This is a genomic window from Synechococcus sp. W4D4 (genome assembly GCF_047716805.1).
In the GTDB taxonomy this organism is placed as follows: domain Bacteria; phylum Cyanobacteriota; class Cyanobacteriia; order PCC-6307; family Cyanobiaceae; genus Vulcanococcus.
The window spans coordinates 516,120-533,952 of the sequence record NZ_CP180404.1; the positions used below are offsets into that span (position 1 = coordinate 516,120).

Genomic DNA, 17,833 nt, shown 5'->3' on the forward strand with positions numbered 1-17,833 from the left:
ATTCTGACGAGAGCGGCCCATCACTCCATAGATTCTTAAGCAAATCCGTAGCGCGTTTTGTCCTTTTTGCCCCGGTGGTCCGTTTGACAGCGGCCGTTTCTTCCCCCTCTCTCCGGCCGATCAGGGCCGCCCAACAAGAGTTCCCCAGCAAGGCGGAGGTGCTCAGCTGCCTGCCTGAGGAGTTGCTGCGCCATGACCCGCTGAAATCCTGGGGCAGCTTGGCGCTCTCCCTGGGCCTGTCCCTTTTTGCCTACGGGCTCGGGACCTTGATTCCCCTGAGTTGGGCTTTCTTGCCGCTTTGGCTGGTCTACGGGATGGTCACTGGGACTGTGGCCATGGGCTGTTGGGTGCTTGCCCATGAATGCGGTCACAACGCCTTCCATCCCAATCGCCGGGTCGAGGGGGTTGTGGGGTTTGTCTTGCACAGCCTGCTCCTTGTTCCCTACTACTGCTGGGCCCGTAGTCATGCGGTGCATCACGCCTACTGCAATGAGCTGGAGCGTGGTCAAACCCACGTCCCTCCTCGGGCAACCTCGCGCTCCGGGCAATTCACGCAGGCACTACGACGGAAACTCGGCCGCCGGCTCTCGGGTTGGGTCTCCCTGTTCAACCACGTGGTGCTCGGCTGGCCCCTGTATCTGCTGATGGGCGTCACCGGCGGTGAGGCCTACGGCCGGCCCGTCTCCCACTTCCGGATGCCGGCCCAGGGCGTTCCCTTGCAGCGCCCGCTCTTCCCGACAGCCTTCCGCCGTTGGATGGTGCGATCGAATGTCGGTCTGCTGGTGGTGCTGGCGGGCTTGGTGCTGGCCGCCATTCAGTTCTCACCCCTGCGGGTGCTGGCCGTCTATGGCCTGCCTTATCTCGTGGTGAATGGCTGGCTGGTGGTCTACACCTGGCTTCAGCACACCGATGTGGAGATTCCCCACTACGACTCTCAGCACTGGACCTGGGTTAAAGGTGCCCTGCAAACCGTCGATCGGCCCTATGGCCCGCTGATCAACCTGCTGCACCATGGGATTGGCTCGACCCATGTCTGCCATCACGTGAACTCCGCGATCCCGCACTACAACGCTTGGCGCGGTACGGCTCTGCTGCGGCAGCGCTACCCCGAGCTGGTGCGCTTTGACCCCACCCCGATTCATCGAGCTCTTTGGCGGGTGGCGACCCGCTGTAGTGCGGTGCGGCAATCCCCGGTGGATGGGGCCTTTTATTTCTGAGCCATGGCTGATCACAACGGACGGCAGCTCAGCACCCGCGAGCTGGTGCGGGCCCACGCCTACCCGGTGTTCGCGGCCGTCGCCAGCTTCAGCCTGCTGGCGATTGCGCTGCTGCAGGTGCCCCAGGCGGTGAAGACCCATCGCTACAACCGCTGTATCGATGTCCAGGTGAGCCTGCGCAGCGCCAGCAACCTCAAGGGTCAGCAGGGACCGGGCAAGCTCATTTACCTGAAGGCTGTTCAGCACTGCGAGGGGCTCTAGGCCCCAGCGGAGAGGTCCTCCTCCCAGAGCCCCATCCGAACTAACCATTGGTTGGATTGGCTGCGCTGCCAGCCGTGGTCGAGCTCCAGGACATCGGCAATGGAGACCATCAGATCGAAGAGCTCCGCTTCAAAACCGCCGCGTTGATCGGCCAGGGTTTTGAGTTCCTGGGCGAGTTGCAGCAGCTCGAGTTCCGCCAGCCAGTCCCCCTTTTCAAAGGAGTGGCGGCGGGGACTGGGGGCAGGGCGCCGCTGGCTGAAGAGGGGCAGCAGTCCAGTTAGCAGTTGGGTTAGGTCTTGAAGTCGCAAGGGTTCAGTGCGAAGGCCCCCTAGGGTTCCGGGGCCAAAGGGATGGGACGCAGTCCGCAGGCCTGGCGGCAATCGAGCCATTGGGCCAGAGGGATCCCCAGGCGGATGGCGATTTCCGAATCGGCGAGGTCCAGTTCCAGCCAGCGGCGGGCCTTGACCCAGAGCTCGCGGTAGCGATGGCTGATGCGGACCGCGAAGCCGGTGTCGCGCAGGTGATGCAAGAGCTCCCCTTTGACCTTGCTCACCAGGTAGCTGGAGGGGCGGTAGCCCTTGCGGGAATCGAATTGGGCCGCGCCTTTGCAGAGTCCTTCGTAGGCCGGGCTGAGCAACTCGTCGAGTGGCATGCCCCAGCGGCGGGCATAGCGGTGGGCTTGTTGACGGGCCAGGCCCAGGTGCTGGCTGGCAAAGCGGCGTTGCTCTGGGGTGAGGGGCGTTCGCATGGTGTGAAAACAGGTGCGGGAGGCTACCCGCGGCGACAGAAGCCAAAAGAAGGCCAAAGAACGGGGCAGCCTGAGGGCTGAAAACCCCAGTGACGGAGATCAGCTCCCCACAGCTGTGCGCATAAGCGCCACGGTTGTGGGCGGCGGTGGGGAGATGGCGGAAGCCAGAACCGGCAAAGAAAGCCCGGAACCCATGGCCACCCAATTGCTCTTGACCGCCCACCACCGCCAGGCGATGGCCATCGCCTGCGAGCGGGGGATGTGGCTGCCCTTGCCTCTGCCGCTGGACAAGCTGCCAACGCTTTTTTATCTCTCTGCATTGAGTCCGGCGGCGGAGGCGATCAGCACCATCGCTGAGATCAGCTGCTTTGAGCCCTGGTCTGGGGATCTCTGGCTACCGATGCTCGGGCGGCTGTTGCCGTTGCCCCGTCCGGTGCCTCTGGGGGATTGCCAATCCCTCGCGGGATGGCTCCCGAGCCGGAGTGATCAGTTCAAGTTGTTGGATCTGTTGCCGCTTCTTGAGGCCCCGCAACTCAGTGATCTGGTGTGCGGCAGGCCAGGTCGCGGGGGCGCACAAGGCCGTGTCCGAGCCCCCAGGCGATCAAGGCGCGCTGGTCACGAACGCCAACTTTGCGGTACAGCGCGCTGAGTTGACGGCGGATCGTGTCGCTGCGGCGTTGCTCCAGCGCCGCGATCTCCCGGCTGTTGAAGCCCCGGGCGAGCAGCTCCAGCAGGTGCTGCTCGTTGTTGCGTAGGGGAATGAGCCGCGGGGGTTGTTCGCGCAGCCGCTCCCCCAGCAGGGGATCGAGAGACTGCAGTCCGCGCATCAGCATCAGTACCGTCTGGAGCAGCCGGCCGCCGCCGCAGTGTTGGCGGCAACAAAGACCAGCCGCTCCACTGCGCCAGAGCTGGTTCAGTCGCTCTTGCGCAATCGAGGCATCAAGGCAGACCAGAACCGTGGCCTGGGGCAGTCGCTCGATTAGCTCCAGGGCCCCGCCATCGGCCAGCTCATCATCACAAATCAGCAGCAAGTTGTGCTGGCTGGGGAGTGGAAGAGCGAGTAGTTCAGCGATGGAGTCTGCCGCAAACTCACAGCCCTCGAGCAGCAGGGACGCAATCCCAATCAGGCGTTCATCGGCAGAGCAGACGGCAATCCTCCAGCCCTGCTGCAGCTCGGCAATGGCCCGCTGTAGAGCCTGAATCTGCTGGCGGGTTTGCTCAGGATTCACGGCCTCTGGATTGCCATCTGCTCTCTAGCGCTAGAGGCGCGTTGGGGTCTATTTCTTTGGTTTTGGATTAGGAAGCTATGGTCCTAATTGTGCAGGTCTGGGTGTCATTCCAGCTGCGGATCAAGGCTTCTAATTGACTGGACTGAATGTGTTTCTGCGCGGTGCTCAGCTGGGCGGCAAGCCAGCTCAGGCTGGGCTGAATTCCCCTGCGCCGGAGGCTGTCCTCGCTGAGTTGTTGGGCCTTGAGCACCAGGGCGGCCTGATCGCGGGGGAAGGCAATACTGCGGCGGCTGCGCTGGCAAAAACGCAGCAATCCGCGGCGGATCCAGAAGCTGGCGTAGGTGGAGAAGCGATAGCCCCGGGCTGGATCAAATTTCTCAGCGGCCCTCAGCAGGTTGAGGGCCCCTTCCTGCAGCGCATCGGCCGTTGATGCATCGTCTGCGCTGAGCTGGCTGTGTTGTTTTCTCCAGCTGAATCCCACCAGGGCCAGGTTGTGCCTCACCAGTTGATCCCTGGCCCGTCGTCCTCGCTTGCGAATCGCTGGGGGCGCCTGATCAGGCCCGCCTGGATGCTGCTGCCAGCGTTGAATCATGCGCGCCAACTCCAGCACGCTGCGCTCGGGAAGGGGCGGATGCAGGCGGCTGACCCAGAGCCAGTGGCGCACGGATGGATGCATGCGAACTCCCGGAGCTACCTGGAGTGTTCCCTGCTGTTTCGCGGATGCGCCGTGGCTAGAGATCGGTTATGGACAATCCATTCCGCCAGCTGCTTCAGGCCGACGAGCGTTCCTATTTCTGGATCAAGAAGAAGCTGGGCTTAAAAACCGAATACCAAGGGGCCTGGTTGGCCTGGATCGTGGGTCTGTTGATGGGTCTGCTGATCGGAGCGCTCTGGCTCTAGTGGCCGAGGAGTTCCTGGCCGCGGCGGTGAATCGCCTGGGCGTAGTCCGTCCAGGTGCCGTGGCCCCAGTAGCGAAAGCAGCTGGTCTCAAGCAGCAATACATGCAGTAGGGCTTCCTGATAGTCGGGGTCACCGGGCGTGGGTGTTGGGTAGCGCTGGTGGAAGGCTGCGCTGAGTTGCACCATGGGCTCGAGAACGCTCTCGTAGCCCTTGACCCAACTGAGGTCGTTGGTCCAGGAGGCCCCCTCGACATTGCATCCGGCGTCGATGCGCTCCTGCAGCTGAGCGCCCGTCCAGTGCTCTCCGAGGCCGCTGAGGAGTTGTTGCTGGCCGGCCGCCTGGATCGTGGGGTAGTGCTCGGGTTTGCAGCCTTGGGCCTCGAGCAGCTCCAGGAATTCGCTGCCGTTGATGGCGGCAGTCCCCGGCTCGCCGGCGCAGCGCTGGTTGGCCTGGATGAAGGCCTGGGGGAACTCGTTCATCATCACGCCCCCGTTTTCACCGTCGGCGATCTGGGAGACCAGGGACGGCACGCTGATGGCTCCCAAGGGGAGCCGATCGCGGCTGATCGCCTCGTAGTAGGGCTGCATCTGGCCGACCAGCTTGGTGTCGGAGCCCTGGGTCTTGATCAAGGCGGTGATCTCCCGCCGCTCACCCCGTCCATTGCGGGCGATCAGGCGATTGGGCAGGTACTTCTGGGCTTCGCTCAGGGGTTCGCCGGTGAGGGTCTCCACGCTGTGCTCCTGGAGCAGCAGCCAGCGGTACCCCGCCTGCTGCAGGGCTTCCACCAGTGCAAAGAGGGTGTCGGGGTGATTGGGCAGGGCCATCTCCGGTAGGGAGAAGCCGCGCACCCGCTGCAGGGCCTCCAGGCCGAAGGCCGCGGCGAACTGGTGCTGCCAGGCCTCGATCTGCAGCTGTAGATCCGGGATCGGCGTGGAGGGGGCGACGGCGTGGCCCCAGAAGCTGCCGAGCCACTCGACGTGCCGTTGCATCTCGGGATCACAGGCCAGGTAACGCCAGGCCTCGGTGATGTCGCTGCGGCCCATCTGCTCGGCCCCCCAGAGCAGATTTCCGGAGATGTCGAGCATGATCCGCGGGCTGCAGCCCTGCTCGGTCAGTTGGGGGATCAGATCAGCCAGGCGCCGGTAGCAGTGCGCGAAGGGTTCGGCGTTGTGGTTATCCCCCTCGCCGGGGTGCTCCAGCATGTACTGCAGGTGGGAGATCAGCGCTCCATCGGGGCCGGCCGGGATGGTCGGCTGATGCATGTGCAGCGCGCAGGCAAACCCCGAGCGCAGCTGATCGAGCTGCAACGGCGACTGCCCAGACCAGTAGGGACCGCCGGCGGCCATGGCGGAGCGGATCTCGGTTTCGCGGCCGCAGAGGTGGGGCCTGATGGATGCGCTCATGGAGAAGTTCGAACGATTGGACCGAGCTGCTGTGTTCCGGTGGATTTCCCTCGGCTCCACCGCGAAGAGGCCAAATAGCCATGAGAACTATTGCCTAAAGAAGACCGGATCTCTGATCAAGACAAGATTTTTTGCCCCCAGTGATAAAATTAAGAAAAGATGAAAGTCAAGTATTTGCTCCTAGCTTTGAGGTGATCCTATGGCCAAGCTCGAATACAGGTCCGCTCGAGGCTCGACGATTCATTCAGTGCCAGGTGTGAGCAGCGCTGAGAAAATCTTTTATGCCTGTAATCGCGATGGTCTTTGTGCCTATTGCGAAGACTTCGCAAGCGCAAAGGATTACGTCGAGTTGCTTGAGATCGGTGACCTTTCTCCTGCTCAACAAGGACGGCGGCCTTTCCCTCGCCGCCGATCACAGTGAGTGATCTCAAGCGCCTTTTGGCTGTGTCATTCCTTGAATTAGCAATGACGCATTGGGTGGTCGTCGCCACTCCGATAGAAGGCCTTGCAGGACGGTTTTGTGTCTGATGGCCCAGGCCGTTTGGTCTTATGAGCGGCCACCACAGTCGCCGTGATGAATAGCGCGAGCAGGATGCCGTCGGTGAGTGGGTCCATCAGCCTCTCCGTGGCTGTCTCTGGTCTAGCTCTGCCTGGGTGTCTTGAGCTTGGATTCGCCAGGAGCGGTTCAAGCGTCCAGTGCAGCTGCCACAGCTTCACGAGCCTTTGAAGAACCTCGTGGATGGCAAGGTCCTCGCAACTGGTGATGGGAGTGCGTAGTCCGTTGCGTTGGGCAGGCTCAGGTGATGAGCGAGGTTGCTCTCGCAGCTCAGTTTCGTCCCGAACCAGTCGATCCGGGTGGTGCCCTGGTGCTCCCAGAGCTCCACGCCGCGGGCGGTGTAGCGGGCGCCGCTGCCGGAGCGGGCGCGGTCAAGTGCGATGTGTTGATCGCCGATGGCGAGATCAGCGCCGCTTGTCGGATAGGCCACCGAGATGGCGTCCTTGCTGCCGCGGCACTGCAGCGGTTTGCGCCAGAAGACGCTCAAGGTGTAGTCGCCCTCGCGGTTGAAGCGCAGGCCCTGGACACTGGCGCTGCGCTGATAGCTCTGCCCCTGCTGATCGGCCGGGAAGTGAAAGGCCCAGCGCTGGCCCATCAGGACGTTGACGTTGCCCTGGCGTTGGGAGAACTGACAGGGGCCGGACTCCACCGCAAGGGTGTGGTCATGGCGGCTGAGCTGGCACTAGGCGAGGGTGCTGTCGGCCCGGGCGGGGAGTACATGCCCCAGGCCCAGGAGCGCCAGGAGGATCAAGCGCGAGCGGGGCATGGTTCCTGCGGCATGGGCTTGCCGTCCAACTGTGCAGAGGCCTGCCGGTTCTGCCCACAACACGCTCGGACAAAGAAAAACCCCCGGGTATACCCCGGGGGTTCAGGTTTCCTCTGGAGCGTTAACGCCTCACTTCTTGGTCATGGCAGCGGCACCGCCGAACGCTGCACCGACGATGGCGATGACGGCAAGGATTTCCATGGCTGAAGGTCTTGTGGTGATGGACATCACTGTCACCGCTGCAGCCCTCCTCTTTTGTTCAATCTGAACTCAGTTCACAGAATCTGGTTTCCGTTGCTACTGATGGGGAGATTGCTTCGCGAATGCGCGTTGTCCTGACGGGAGAGCGCATCAATACCTATTTCTTCGCAGGTGTTCAGAGCGGACAGTTCACTTCTGTTGGTCTCCCAACCCTGAAGACATCACCCGTCCATTGGCCATGTATTCGACGTCCAGCTCTGGTTCCCACCATGTCCGCCCTGCGGTGCAGCAGGCGGTCTGGAGCTGGCGTGAGGAGCTGATGCGCCAGTCCCATTGCCATCCGGCAGAGCTGCTGCGCCACCTCCATCCCGCTGAGGGCATGCCGCGGCGCTGAAGTCAGCCCAGAGCTTGGTACTTCTGCTGCTTGATTAAGGGCTAGGCGCTGTGCCTGGATGGAGGCATGACGCCTGAATTGGCTGCTGACGTTCTGGAGGCGCTGTTGCTTCTCCACGAGGAGCTTTCGGCTGACCCCGAGGCCCCTTGGTACGTGGGAATGCCGGATCAGACCCAGGTGCTGCATGACGAGCTCTGGTTGCTGGCTGGGGCTAACCCCGAGATCAAAGGCGCGGCCTTGGTGGAGCTTTGGTACAGCGGTGGTCACTCCAAGCTGCTGCCGGTGAAGTGCACCGGTGAGTTGGTGAGCAGCCGCCATCAGTTGGTGGATAGCGCGGTTTAAGAGGTTCTGGCTGGGAGCCGATGGCAGCAGTAGCTTGCGGCCAGCAAGGGCGTTGAACCATGCAACACAGCGATCTGGATTCCTGGATTAAGGAGATTCCCTCGACCTATCACGCCACGATCACAACCTTGAGCGTGAAAGCGTCTGAGGTGGATCAACTCAAAGCACGCATTCAGGAGTTGGAGGACGAGAACGAGGACCTCAAGCGCAAGCTTGCGATTGCCTCTCCTCAATAGGTTCCTAAGAACTGCTAAGGCCTTCTGACGTACACGCCATCGTCCTTAGCTTGGAGCCGTAGCCAGACTTTGTGGAACGCAAGGCATGGGTACGGGATGTTCCACCGCCGGTAGGAGTACCGGCGTTTTTTTTGCAAGACGATGGCATCAGGCCTTGTGGTGAAGCCTTCGGCACGATGGAGTGCATCGAGGCCTCTCCGGCTCGGTAGCAGTCGCTGGCGAAGTGCCCCCGTCTGCCACCAGATATAAAAAAGCCGTTTATCAAGCCGGCTTATTGCAACACAACTGTGTTGAGCACAGTTGCAGCTAGTGAGGCCATGTCCAACGCGGTGCGTGGTTGAGACGTTTGATCAGGCCCTCACCGCTCGATTGGTCCTAACGGCTCTTTGCTCGCATCAGTGGCCTGCAGTGGGGCCCGAGGGTGGCGCGCTTGATCCGGTGATAAGGTTGAGTTGAACACAAGAGACGTTGAGCGCTGGTCCGCAACGATCCAGCTCCTCAACCGGATAACGCGATAGCTGAGACCATCCTTCCTTCGTGACGTATTTCTCCCGTTAGAGCGATACGTTTTTCAGGATCTTCTTACAAGAGTCACCCCCCTTGCTAGGGCTTGCAGTCATGCACCATGACGGGCATCGGCTCGACTGAGCGTTTGAATATCGAACCGTTGTTCATCTCAATCCGAGAACAAATGGAACGACAATCTCATTGGCATCTGTGTTCTTATACCCTCCAGTTCGTGATGTATGCACATTCCACGCCTAAAGCCCAGCATTCACTCTGATCCATCTCACGACGATCTCTGGTCGGCTCAAGCCAAGCGCTATTACCGCCTTGGTCTGAAGTCGGATTCAGTCCAATCCGGAACGACTGAAGTGAGCTATCAGGATCTCGTCAGCGGCGAGAGGGTGATTTGCGCATAAGCCATTGCACTGTCTTTTGGCATGGTTATGCAACGGTGGCCTGATCCATGGCCCAGCATTCCGTCGCTCCGCCTGAAAACAGGCACACCATGGTCATGTCTGGGTCAATGACCCTGTAGGTCGATCCGTCTGCAAAGTTCTTCAGCCTTGCGTGCAAGTGGGCAAGGTCGTGGTCTGGATGTTCCTCGGTTTGTCTCCAACCCTTGCTGGTGAGTCTTTCGATGATGAACACGCCCGTCTCGGAGGTGGGGCCACAAGGTCGGTCAGTTAGAACCCTTTGGGTGAAAACGACAGAAAGTTCTTGGGATCACGCCACAGATGGGGGACTGAAAGGTCTCGCTCGGCACCGGCCGCTACCGCTAGCGCTAGCGCTTGCTTTCTCCAGTCGCGCGTGATGCGTCGCCGTGATGTTGATTGGCTTCTCACTGAGCCCCCTGCGTTCAAGAGCGCATTTGGCGTTCTCTGGGGGGGGGCTGATCGGACTGGTTGATCCCAAAGTGAATCAACTGATTTTTGGTCAAATCAAATAGCGAAGAGAGAGTTGGTTCAGTCACCAACCTTCGGCAATGTGATGGCTGTTGTGATCCAAAGCCGAGCCCCAAATGAAGAGTCTTGGCACCTTGAAGGTAGTAAACGCAATCATTTCAAGGCTTATTTGACCGCATTAGCGAAGGCACGGGTCACGGGTCGGATCTATCGCCTTGTTGATCGTGATGGAGCAGTGCTCGAGCAGATTGATCAGCACCCTCCTCGAGGCTGAGGCGCTTGGCTCGCGCCAGCAGCACCCATGCCTTGCCTTGATGCTCATCAACCACTGGGATCACTCTGGCCAACAACTTGGAGAAAGCCTGGCTCTCACCAGGTCAAGCGGGTTTGAGCGGCACCGCCTTATTCCGGTGTGCCTGAGCCCATCCAATTCGGGCTGTGCTTGATCACAGCAGAACAGAACTGCAACAGCTCCTGGGGCGTCATGTCGTGCTTGGCGTCATTGGTGCGCCAGGCGCAGATCACGAAGTCGGGTTCTGCTTGGCTGCTGCGCTGATCAATGGTGGGGAGCATCGCGTAGCGCTTTTTGCTTTCGCCTTTGCCCGTGGCGGCCTCCCGGTTGTCGTAGGTGCCGATCAGCTCCCAGGCGAGCCATTCCCCAGTCCAGTGGTCGCGGCCCTCTGAGGCCAGCACCGCTTCGTGGATCGCCAGGCGGTATTGCTGCACGTTGCCCTTGCCACCGCGTTTCTGATCGCGCTTCGCCAGCGTCACCGCTTTGCGCTGCACCCAGCCTGGGTAGGTGCCTTTCGCGGCATCCGGCATCCAGTCGGGGGCGGGGGTGTTCATCGCGGGCCCGTGCGCATCTGAAGCATCCTGATCTAGGCCCGCTGGGCACTCATGGCCTTGTAGCCGGGGTACTGATGTTCAGCGATGGTCCGCCCTTTGTCGATCAGCTTCACCGCCCAGGTGGCTTGGGCCATGGCCCTCAGTCCCCGCCACTGAAATTCAGCACCAGATCGCCAGCGTCATCACGCTCGATCGTGAACTTGAAGGAATCCACGGTGCCGCTCCAGATCCCCTCATCGGGGTCGGCGGATTCCCCGCGCTGCTGGGAGACGTCGTGGTCAAAAAGCTGCTCAAAGACATGGGCCGCCACGATGGCCGCCTGGTCCTCATCCATCTCATCGAGCTCATGGGGCTCGACCGTGCAGCCCTCCAGGGTTTCGGCATCGAGCACGTTCCCCGATCCCAGATCCTCCACCAGGGCCAGTAGTGCGTCGTCCATCGCTTCAGGGTGCCTGCCTTCATGTTGAATCCAGGAGCCCCGGCCGTCCAGGGTTTGTGCATGCAAATCCAGCAGCCCTCGCCAACATGGAGGTAGTGCTCCTGGTCCTGGATGCGACGTTTCACCTCGCTGGCCGGGATCGCCCTGGCCCTGGCCTTAAGCGGTTGTGGTGGCTCTCCCAAGACCAGTGCCACCGGCGCGCCGCTGGTGACAGCTCCGATCACGATTGAGCTGGATCAGAAGATTCCCGCCAAGAGTCAGGGGGTGATGGTGCGCGGTGATGAGCGCACGACCTTTCAGGTGGGCTTCGGGCGCTTGGGGGTGACCTGCGCCAAAACTCGCTTTGAAGAGGGCTACACCCCCCTGGGCCGCTTCAAGGTCAACGCGATCCTCAGTAACGATCGCTTTGAGATGGATCCCAAGCTGATCGCCCAGTCCGGCAAGAGCAAGGCGGAGCTGAGGGAGACCCTGTTCAAGAACATGAACGCCATCGACTTCAAGGGCGATGGCGAGATCGGTGAATACGGGATCGGTTACATCAGCCTGGAGCCGATCGATAGCGTCAAGCAGCCCTTTGCCTTCAACACCTACGACGGCAAATTCCGCTGGTACAGCTTTGCGATCCACGGCAGCAACAACGAAAAGCGCATAGGCGAACAGGTCACCGGCGGTTGCTTGAACGTCTCTGAACCCACCCTGAAGGCGATGCTCGCCTCGGTGCAACTCGGCGATGCAGTTGAGGTCAAAACCGATGGCCCCTGCACGCCCTAGGCCGCTGAACATCGATCACGCTCAGCGCCTGCGGAGCCTCTGGACAGCCTGGTTCCTCTGCCTGCTGTTTCATACCGACTTGGGCTTGATGCCGCTCTTCCATGGCCTTTCGCCAGAGATTGAGAGCCATGTCACCCCCGAACGTCTACCCCTGGTGTTCTGGGCGATGTTGCTCTACTTCCTCGTTCCGCTTGGGGCCTATGTCTTGACCAGCTACGCCTCCAGTGCCCCCGGCTGGCGGCGCTGGCGCTGGTTTCAGTTCGGCCTGAGCGTGGTTTACACCTTGACCAACGTTGCCCATTTCCTCGTCGACATCCTGATTCCTGATTCCCGCTCGGATCAGGTGTGGCTGATGGCAGTGATGTTGCTGCTGGGGCTGCTGATTAATGCCGAGAGCTGGCGCTGGTGCCGCTCCAAATCGTCGTGGCACATTTGAAGCAGTGCCCCTGAGCTGCGATGCCCTTGATCAACGTCCGCACGTCGTTGCCTGAGCTGGCCGATGCCGCTGGGCTGCTCCAGGAGCTCTCCGCGGCCTTGGCCCAGCAGACCGGTAAGCCGGAGGCCTATGTGATGACGCTGCTGGAGACCGCGGTGCCCATGACCTTCGCGGGCAGCACCGAGCCGTGCGCCTACGTCGAGATCAAGTCGATTGGTGCCCTTAAGCCCCCGGCCATGACCGCGGCCTTCTGCAAGCTGATCGAGGCACGAACCGGGATTCCTGCCACGCGGATCTATGTGGCCTTTGAGGATGTCAAAGCCAGCAGCTGGGGCTGGAACTGCAGCACCTTTGGCTGAGCCAACTCAGTCCAGCTGCGCGCGTACCTTCTTGACCGCCAGCCCGGCTTCGGTGGCGGTGCCGCCGGCCAGCAGCAGCAGGCCGATCAGGCCCACCAGTTGGTTCTGCGCTTCGGCGGCGGGATCGGCGTTCTGTCCCAGCACGGCTCCGGCGACAAACCAGGCCGTGGCCAGGGCCGAGGTGATCCAGTAGGCCTTCCAGCGCCGCTGGTAGAGGTAGCCCGCCCCCAGGCCAGGGACCACGTTCAAGAGCACCGCCACCCAGCCGGCGGAGGCGGCCAGGATCTGTTCGCGGCTGGGCATGGCTGATGGGCGTTCGGGCGCCGACCCTAGGCAATCCATTGCAGGGCGACCGTTCGCTGACGCGGCCCGTCCAGTTCCACCAGGATCACGTCTTGATAGGTACCCAGCACGGGCTTCCCGTCTTGAACGGCCACCATCACCTGGTTGCCCAGCAGGAGGGCCTGCAGATGTGCGTGGGCGTTGCGCGGTTCATCGGCGGGGATGTTCGGCCGGAGCTCGAGGTCGTTGTGTTTCCAAGGCCGCTTCGCTGGGGCGATCTCCGCGAGCCAAGCCTCCAGGTCCCAGATCAGGCGCTCCTCCAGCTCGTTGATGATCACGGCTGTCGTGGTGTGCTGACCGCTGATCAGCACTGCCCCGTTCTGGGCGCCTTGCTTGGCGATGAAGCGCTGCAGTGCTTCGGTGATCGCGATGCACTGAAAGGACTCTTGCGTTGGAATCTGCAGACGTTCAACGGTCATCGCGGGCCCCTCTGGCTACGGTCAGCATGAGCGGTGCAGGGGCGATGGAGCGTTGGCGATCCTGCCCAGCCCTGGCTGATCAAGACGAGGCGTTTCTCGCGTCCGTCGCGGACTATCTCGCTCAGCTTCAAGCGCTTTCTCATGAGCAGCGGCACTGTCTGGCGCTTTTCAAGGTGGCGGAGTTGGTCAATGCCTTGATTCAGATCAAGGAGCGCCGCGAGGCCGTTGATCGGGTGGGTCCGGAGTTGGCCCAACGCTCCTTTGCCCTGGTGCGCTCGGTGATCCGCAATCGCACCCTCCCCTACGCCGGTAGCCAGAGCCAATGCCTCAGGGATCCGCAACTGACGGCAGTGATCGATGAGGGCTGCCGGCTGTTTCATCTCGGCAAGGCCAACAAGGACCTCTATCAACAAGCGCTGGCCCTCTCGGCAGCGCAGTGCCTGGCCCTGCAGGATCAGCTGGGGCCAGCTCTCGATCAGTACCTGCAGCTCTCAGGTTTGGTGGTTCCCAAGACGTTGGTCACTGCGGTGCGTAAGAGCTTCATTGAGGCCTACCGCAGCTAGAGCCTGCTGGATCAGAGCTCGCTTTGGCATCACTCTGGCCGATTGGATTGAACGCCTCATGAGGTCCGCTTGCTCACGACTTGAGGGCGATGCTCTGGTGGTGCCAGCCGACTTTCTCTCTGATTGGTTGATGCTTTTCCTGAAGCAGAACTGCGGCAAAAGCTGAGCAGTGATGCCAAGAAAACGTCCGCAACCGAGTTCATCAATACTCTCCTGAGTAAACCGTGGCCTGCTTGGTGGTGGCGCTCTTGACTCCTGCGTCGGCTCTTGGAGTGGATGGTGATATCGGTGGATTTATTTTTAATTTTATTGTGATCTTTGCGATTATTCAAAGTCGTCATATCCTTCTTGCGCTCATCCTGAGTGGATTGGCAAGTCGAAGCCTTTTACCGCAGAGGTCGGCTACAGCGAGCGAGCTTTGCCTCAGTCTTTCCTCGTCTGCGGTCTTTGCTTTGGTGATGGCCTTGTTTATTCGGCTTGATGGTCATAGATATCTGCAGATCTACCAAAATGAGGGTGCGGTGTCTTGGCTCTTCTATGTGGCCAGTTTCATCGGTGCTCTTGTTTTGCAGGATGCTTTCTTTTATTTTGTTCATCGCGTTCTGCATCGTCCTTTTCTCTACCGCTTGGCGCACAAGGGGCATCACCGTTCCTCTCAGCCCTCTGTCTGGACGTCCTTTGCGTTTGACCCGGTTGAGTCACTCATTCATGCGATTTGTCTGATCGCGATCGTTGTCATCATCCCGCTACACCCTGCGACATTGTTTGCTCTTTTGATGACAATGTCAGTCTGGGCTGCTGTTAATCACATTTCTCCCGAAACCTTGCCAGATGATTTCCCTCATCACTGGCTTGGTCCTTGGGTCATCGGCCCACTGCACCATTGCATTCACCATCGCAAACAGACGCTGCACTACGGCCTCTACTTCACGTTCTGGGATCGCGTCTTCCGTACGCAAGCCGAGGACTACGCCTTGCGTCTCGAGGCTGTCCAGAAGCGGTCTGCATCGTCCAATCTCCCGTCTTAGGTCGGTTGCGGGTGAGCTTTTCGACGCCTGCCGCCTTTAGCGCCGTTTGCGTTTCTCCCGCTCGCGTCGGTTCGCTTTGCGGGTTCCTCCGTATTGGTAGCCAGGCAGTGAGCTCTGTCGCTGCCAACAGCTGGGGCAGGCGAAGCGCCAGCTGGCACTGGCCTGGGTGCGAATCCTGTAGTGCAGGTCCCCAGGCTGCTGGCAGAAGTCGCAGTTCATGGCTTGCGGAACTCCATCCACCAGCCGCTGCCTGGACCTTCCACCATCCAGCGCCGTCCCCAATTGTGCTCGGAATAGCGCTGGGCTTGGCCGCTGCCGATGGCGGTCGTGACGTAGCCGCCCCCGATGAGATCAGCTTCGCCGTTGGGGTCATGCATCAGAAAGGTTCGGCTGCTCGGATCCCAGCCCACAACCACGCTCCAGTGCCCCACACCGGTTGGCTGCTCCACCGATCCGAGATGCAGCCAGCCCACCGGCGCTGGGATGCCTTGCTGCAGTGACGCGATCAGGTCTTTGATCGATCCATCCTGGCGGAACTGGGCCTCCAGGCCGCAGGCTTTGATCGCCTGCAGTTGGGCGGTTGCCTCCGTGCTCTCGCCATAGCGCAGCACCAGCTCGAGGTACTGGTCGTCGATCTGTCTGCCGCCTTGAAAGAACCCGGGCCGCAGGAACTCCACCGCCATGGCGCAGCTCGAGCTGAAGCACATGCGCGGGCCCTGCGTTGTGGCGCTGTTGTTCTGGCAGCAGTAGGGCACCGCCAGGGCGATTGAACTGTGGCGTTCGGCGTGTTGAATCTCGGCGGCTCGGCGCTGGATCAACCCTGCCAGGGGGCCGCGGGATCCCCGAATCCAGCGGGGGAGCTCCTCGCGGATCACCCGTGCTGGTGCTTCTCCAGCCAGCAGCCGCCTGCGCAGGGTGGATCGCTGCAATGCCCCTGCTCCGACGTTGAAGCAGAAGCTCAGCAGCGCATCCCACTGTCCCTGGCTCAGTGGCACGCCCGCTAGCAATGTCTCGAGGGCGCGCCCGCTGTCGTTGAGGTCCGCCAGCAGCCAGCGTTCAGCCTGCCTCTGGCTGATCGTTAGCCCCGCTCTGACGTCTGTACCGGTGTGGCCGTAGCCAATGCTCCAGGGCTCTCCGCCACTGCCGGGATCGGGATAGGCCACCAGCCGGCAACCCTCGAAGGTTTTGAGCAGGTCCAATCCGGCAGCGCTGATCTCCATGGCGAAGGGGGTGAAGGACCCTGAAGGGTTCCGGCCCCTTGGCTATCGATGCTGCAGACAGTGCCCATCCGGCTCTGCAGCATGGGCCGATCCAGTACGCCTTCATGAGTCCGATCTTTCCCTGCCGGGGGTGCGGAACCTTCATTGAGCGCTCCACCCAGCACTACCGCCGGGTCGAAGGTCAGGTGCTCTGCTCCACCTGCCTGGATGCCCGGGTGGAGTCCAGATCCAGTGCGGCCGAGCCACTCTTCAGGATTCTGGCTCGGATCAATCGACGTATTCGCTGCTTTGTAGAGGGATAGCTCTCAAGCGCGTCTGCAGAGTCTTGGCGCAGTAGGCAGCGATGGTCTCTAACTGATCCTGTCTTTGAGCTGAGCACCAGTGCCAAGACCTAGGCCGACCACTGACGCTGTCCTCACGGCGATGTCACGGTCAGGAGCATGGGTCGAATCGATAACTTGATTGCTTGCGCGCGCCGGGGTCAATGCCTGCCAAGCCTCTGCCCAATACCGGTGCTGTGAGCGGACTGAAGGAAGCCTTCGATTTCTTTGGCGATCCGAGCTTTGCCCAGCGGCGTTTTGAAACCTATGGCGATGTCTTCGCCACAAAGCTGCTGGCCCAGCCGATCGTGTTCATCCGCGGTGAACGGGCGATCAACGATCTATTCAGCCAAAGCGAGTCCCTGGAAGGTTGGTGGCCGGAGAGTGTGAAAAAGCTGCTGGGCAGCCGCTCCCTGGCTAACCGCAACGGAGCGGGCCACAAAGCCCGTCGGCGCGTGGTGGGCCAGTTGTTCTCTAGTGCAGCCCTCACCCGCTACACCCCATCAATCATTGGCCTGGTGGATGAACTCGCAGAGGAGCTGATTACTGCTGATGGCCCAGTGCCCTTGGCAGGGCGGATGCGCCGCTTTGCCTTCGCCGTGATCGCCACCACGGTGCTTGGGCTCGATGCAGGCAGCCGAGACGCATTGTTCGCTGACTTTGAGATCTGGACCAAGGCCCTCTTCTCGATTCCCTTGGCGATACCTGGCACACCCTTTGCCCAAGCCATGGGCGCCCGCCAGCGGCTGCTGAACCGCATCAAGGGCGTCTTGAAGGAGGGCAGCAACAAAGGCGGCCTGGATCTCATCAGTGGCGGCCTCGATGAGGCAGGGATCCCGTTGGATGACGACGATCTGGCCGAGCAACTGTTGCTGCTGCTCTTCGCTGGTTACGAAACCACCGCCTCATCGCTGAGCTGCCTATTCCGCGCCTTGCTCATGCATCCCGAGGTGATGCATTGGCTGCAGAGCGATGTGAGGGCCTCTCCATGGCCAGCGGCCACATCGCCGCAATCGGAAAAGCTGGATGCCACCGTGATGGAGGTGATGCGGCAAACACCCCCGGTGGGCGGCTTCTTCCGCCGCAGCTTGCAGGCCATTGAGCTGGCCGATGTGGTCGTACCAGAGAACAGCGTGATCCAGGTGGCCCTCACGCCAACAGCGACCAGCAGCGGAACCGATCTGACGCAGTTCCGTCCGCAGCGCCATCTCGATGGATCGTTTGATCAAACCCTGCTGCCCTTTGGTGGTGGCGAACGGGTCTGCTTGGGTAAAGCCCTAGCCGAACTGGAAATCCGGCTGATGGCCGTTGGGCTGCTGCAGCAGGTGCAGCTGCAGCTGCTGCCAGACCAGGATCTTTCCTTGCAGCTGGTGCCTAGCCCCACTCCACGCAACGGCCTGATGGTCACCGCAAAACAGCACTAACGCC

27 protein-coding genes are annotated in these 17,833 nt (G+C 61.2%); 14 read left to right on the top strand and 13 right to left on the bottom strand.

Features of this window, described 5'->3' with window-relative positions; translation table 11 throughout:
- The first annotated feature begins 74 nt into the window (after window positions 1–74).
- Both ACLM42_RS02885 and ACLM42_RS02890 read left to right on the top strand, forming a co-directional pair.
- Window positions 75–1,217, top strand: coding sequence for a fatty acid desaturase (locus ACLM42_RS02885; protein WP_415399662.1), 1,143 nt, complete (start codon window positions 75–77; stop codon window positions 1,215–1,217).
- Between the two features lie 3 nt (window positions 1,218–1,220).
- Entirely contained in the window at window positions 1,221–1,478 is a 258-nt protein-coding gene (locus tag ACLM42_RS02890) for a hypothetical protein (protein ID WP_415399663.1), read from the top strand.
- Here the strand turns inward: ACLM42_RS02890 and ACLM42_RS02895 are convergent.
- Window positions 1,475–1,786 carry a hypothetical protein gene (locus ACLM42_RS02895; protein WP_247911420.1) on the bottom strand — a complete coding sequence of 104 codons (312 nt, stop codon included), beginning with the start codon at window positions 1,784–1,786 and terminating at the stop codon, window positions 1,475–1,477. The two genes, ACLM42_RS02890 and ACLM42_RS02895, sit on opposite strands and share 4 nt — an antisense overlap.
- A 20-nt stretch (window positions 1,787–1,806) precedes the next feature.
- Entirely contained in the window at window positions 1,807–2,226 is a 420-nt protein-coding gene (locus ACLM42_RS02900; protein ID WP_415399664.1) for a sigma factor, read from the bottom strand.
- Window positions 2,227–2,239: 13 nt separating this feature from the next.
- Here ACLM42_RS02900 and ACLM42_RS02905 point away from each other — a divergent pair, with 13 nt between their 5' ends.
- Window positions 2,240–2,875, top strand: coding sequence for a hypothetical protein (locus ACLM42_RS02905; protein ID WP_415399665.1), 636 nt, complete (start codon window positions 2,240–2,242; stop codon window positions 2,873–2,875).
- On the opposite strand, the gene ACLM42_RS02910 is transcribed toward ACLM42_RS02905, so the two are convergent.
- Both ACLM42_RS02910 and ACLM42_RS02915 read right to left on the bottom strand, forming a co-directional pair.
- Window positions 2,760–3,455 carry a DNA-binding response regulator gene (locus tag ACLM42_RS02910; RefSeq protein WP_415399666.1) on the bottom strand — a complete coding sequence of 232 codons (696 nt, stop codon included), beginning with the start codon at window positions 3,453–3,455 and terminating at the stop codon, window positions 2,760–2,762. The genes ACLM42_RS02905 and ACLM42_RS02910 overlap by 116 nt on opposite strands.
- Window positions 3,456–3,522: 67 nt before the next feature.
- A complete protein-coding gene (locus tag ACLM42_RS02915; RefSeq protein WP_247911416.1) occupies window positions 3,523–4,131 on the bottom strand; it encodes a sigma factor in 609 nt (202 codons plus the stop codon).
- Window positions 4,132–4,199: 68 nt separating this feature from the next.
- Between ACLM42_RS02915 and ACLM42_RS02920 the strand changes: the two genes are divergently transcribed.
- Window positions 4,200–4,355, top strand: coding sequence for a hypothetical protein (locus ACLM42_RS02920; RefSeq protein WP_415399667.1), 156 nt, complete (start codon window positions 4,200–4,202; stop codon window positions 4,353–4,355).
- On the opposite strand, the gene ACLM42_RS02925 is transcribed toward ACLM42_RS02920, so the two are convergent.
- The 3 genes from ACLM42_RS02925 to ACLM42_RS02935 all read right to left on the bottom strand — a co-directional run bounded on the left by ACLM42_RS02925 (window position 4,352) and on the right by ACLM42_RS02935 (window position 7,143).
- Window positions 4,352–5,758 carry a glycosyl hydrolase family 57 gene (locus ACLM42_RS02925; protein WP_415399668.1) on the bottom strand — a complete coding sequence of 469 codons (1,407 nt, stop codon included), beginning with the start codon at window positions 5,756–5,758 and terminating at the stop codon, window positions 4,352–4,354. The genes ACLM42_RS02920 and ACLM42_RS02925 overlap by 4 nt on opposite strands.
- Window positions 5,759–6,471: 713 nt before the next feature.
- The gene (locus tag ACLM42_RS02930; RefSeq protein WP_415399669.1) at window positions 6,472–6,963 is read right to left on the bottom strand and encodes an MliC family protein; all 492 of its coding nucleotides are present in this window, start codon (window positions 6,961–6,963) and stop codon (window positions 6,472–6,474) included.
- 33 nt (window positions 6,964–6,996) lie between these two features.
- A complete protein-coding gene (locus ACLM42_RS02935) occupies window positions 6,997–7,143 on the bottom strand; it encodes a hypothetical protein (RefSeq protein WP_247911412.1) in 147 nt (48 codons plus the stop codon).
- 376 nt (window positions 7,144–7,519) lie between these two features.
- On the opposite strand from ACLM42_RS02935, the gene ACLM42_RS02940 reads away from it, so the two are divergent.
- The 3 genes from ACLM42_RS02940 (at window position 7,520) to ACLM42_RS02950 (ending at window position 8,253) form a co-directional block, all read left to right on the top strand.
- A complete protein-coding gene (locus ACLM42_RS02940) occupies window positions 7,520–7,675 on the top strand; it encodes a hypothetical protein (RefSeq protein ID WP_247911411.1) in 156 nt (51 codons plus the stop codon).
- 66 nt (window positions 7,676–7,741) lie between these two features.
- Window positions 7,742–8,017: a hypothetical protein gene (locus tag ACLM42_RS02945; RefSeq protein ID WP_247911410.1), complete on the top strand. Its 276-nt coding sequence runs from the start codon at window positions 7,742–7,744 to the stop codon at window positions 8,015–8,017.
- 59 nt (window positions 8,018–8,076) lie between these two features.
- A complete protein-coding gene (locus tag ACLM42_RS02950) occupies window positions 8,077–8,253 on the top strand; it encodes a hypothetical protein (protein WP_247911409.1) in 177 nt (58 codons plus the stop codon).
- 1,811 nt (window positions 8,254–10,064) lie between these two features.
- Here ACLM42_RS02950 and ACLM42_RS02955 read toward each other — a convergent pair.
- Both ACLM42_RS02955 and ACLM42_RS02960 read right to left on the bottom strand, forming a co-directional pair.
- On the bottom strand, window positions 10,065–10,508 hold the full coding sequence (locus ACLM42_RS02955; protein ID WP_415399670.1) for a hypothetical protein: 444 nt from the start codon (window positions 10,506–10,508) through the stop codon (window positions 10,065–10,067).
- Window positions 10,509–10,647: 139 nt separating this feature from the next.
- Entirely contained in the window at window positions 10,648–10,947 is a 300-nt protein-coding gene (locus tag ACLM42_RS02960; RefSeq protein ID WP_415399671.1) for a hypothetical protein, read from the bottom strand.
- Between the two features lie 111 nt (window positions 10,948–11,058).
- Here ACLM42_RS02960 and ACLM42_RS02965 point away from each other — a divergent pair, with 111 nt between their 5' ends.
- Genes ACLM42_RS02965 through ACLM42_RS02975 form a run of 3 tightly spaced genes read left to right on the top strand, consistent with a single transcriptional unit; the run spans window position 11,059 to window position 12,513 of the window.
- A complete protein-coding gene (locus ACLM42_RS02965; protein ID WP_415399672.1) occupies window positions 11,059–11,718 on the top strand; it encodes a L,D-transpeptidase in 660 nt (219 codons plus the stop codon).
- Window positions 11,699–12,154 carry a hypothetical protein gene (locus ACLM42_RS02970; RefSeq protein WP_247911405.1) on the top strand — a complete coding sequence of 152 codons (456 nt, stop codon included), beginning with the start codon at window positions 11,699–11,701 and terminating at the stop codon, window positions 12,152–12,154. The genes ACLM42_RS02965 and ACLM42_RS02970 overlap by 20 nt, the downstream gene beginning before the upstream one ends.
- A 20-nt stretch (window positions 12,155–12,174) precedes the next feature.
- Complete coding sequence (locus ACLM42_RS02975; protein WP_415399673.1) at window positions 12,175–12,513, top strand: phenylpyruvate tautomerase MIF-related protein; 339 nt, start codon at window positions 12,175–12,177, stop codon at window positions 12,511–12,513.
- Between the two features lie 6 nt (window positions 12,514–12,519).
- Here the strand turns inward: ACLM42_RS02975 and ACLM42_RS02980 are convergent, their stop codons facing one another.
- Both ACLM42_RS02980 and ACLM42_RS02985 read right to left on the bottom strand, forming a co-directional pair.
- Window positions 12,520–12,816, bottom strand: coding sequence for a hypothetical protein (locus ACLM42_RS02980; RefSeq protein WP_247911403.1), 297 nt, complete (start codon window positions 12,814–12,816; stop codon window positions 12,520–12,522).
- Window positions 12,817–12,842: 26 nt separating this feature from the next.
- Window positions 12,843–13,274: a secondary thiamine-phosphate synthase enzyme YjbQ gene (locus ACLM42_RS02985; RefSeq protein ID WP_415399674.1), complete on the bottom strand. Its 432-nt coding sequence runs from the start codon at window positions 13,272–13,274 to the stop codon at window positions 12,843–12,845.
- Window positions 13,275–13,300: 26 nt separating this feature from the next.
- Here ACLM42_RS02985 and ACLM42_RS02990 point away from each other — a divergent pair, with 26 nt between their 5' ends.
- Window positions 13,301–13,837: a hypothetical protein gene (locus ACLM42_RS02990; protein ID WP_415399675.1), complete on the top strand. Its 537-nt coding sequence runs from the start codon at window positions 13,301–13,303 to the stop codon at window positions 13,835–13,837.
- Between the two features lie 224 nt (window positions 13,838–14,061).
- Complete coding sequence (locus ACLM42_RS02995; RefSeq protein WP_415399676.1) at window positions 14,062–14,865, top strand: sterol desaturase family protein; 804 nt, start codon at window positions 14,062–14,064, stop codon at window positions 14,863–14,865.
- Between the two features lie 36 nt (window positions 14,866–14,901).
- On the opposite strand, the gene ACLM42_RS03000 is transcribed toward ACLM42_RS02995, so the two are convergent.
- Complete coding sequence (locus ACLM42_RS03000) at window positions 14,902–15,084, bottom strand: hypothetical protein (RefSeq protein WP_247911399.1); 183 nt, start codon at window positions 15,082–15,084, stop codon at window positions 14,902–14,904.
- Entirely contained in the window at window positions 15,081–16,085 is a 1,005-nt protein-coding gene (locus ACLM42_RS03005; protein WP_415399677.1) for a lysozyme, read from the bottom strand. Before ACLM42_RS03005 ends, ACLM42_RS03000 begins: the two co-directional genes overlap by 4 nt.
- Window positions 16,086–16,189: 104 nt before the next feature.
- On the opposite strand from ACLM42_RS03005, the gene ACLM42_RS03010 reads away from it, so the two are divergent.
- Window positions 16,190–16,387 carry a hypothetical protein gene (locus tag ACLM42_RS03010; protein WP_247911397.1) on the top strand — a complete coding sequence of 66 codons (198 nt, stop codon included), beginning with the start codon at window positions 16,190–16,192 and terminating at the stop codon, window positions 16,385–16,387.
- A 182-nt stretch (window positions 16,388–16,569) separates the two neighbouring features.
- Window positions 16,570–17,829, top strand: a complete 1,260-nt coding sequence (locus tag ACLM42_RS03015) for a cytochrome P450 (RefSeq protein ID WP_247911396.1) — start codon at window positions 16,570–16,572, stop codon at window positions 17,827–17,829.
- Window positions 17,830–17,833 lie beyond the last annotated feature (4 nt).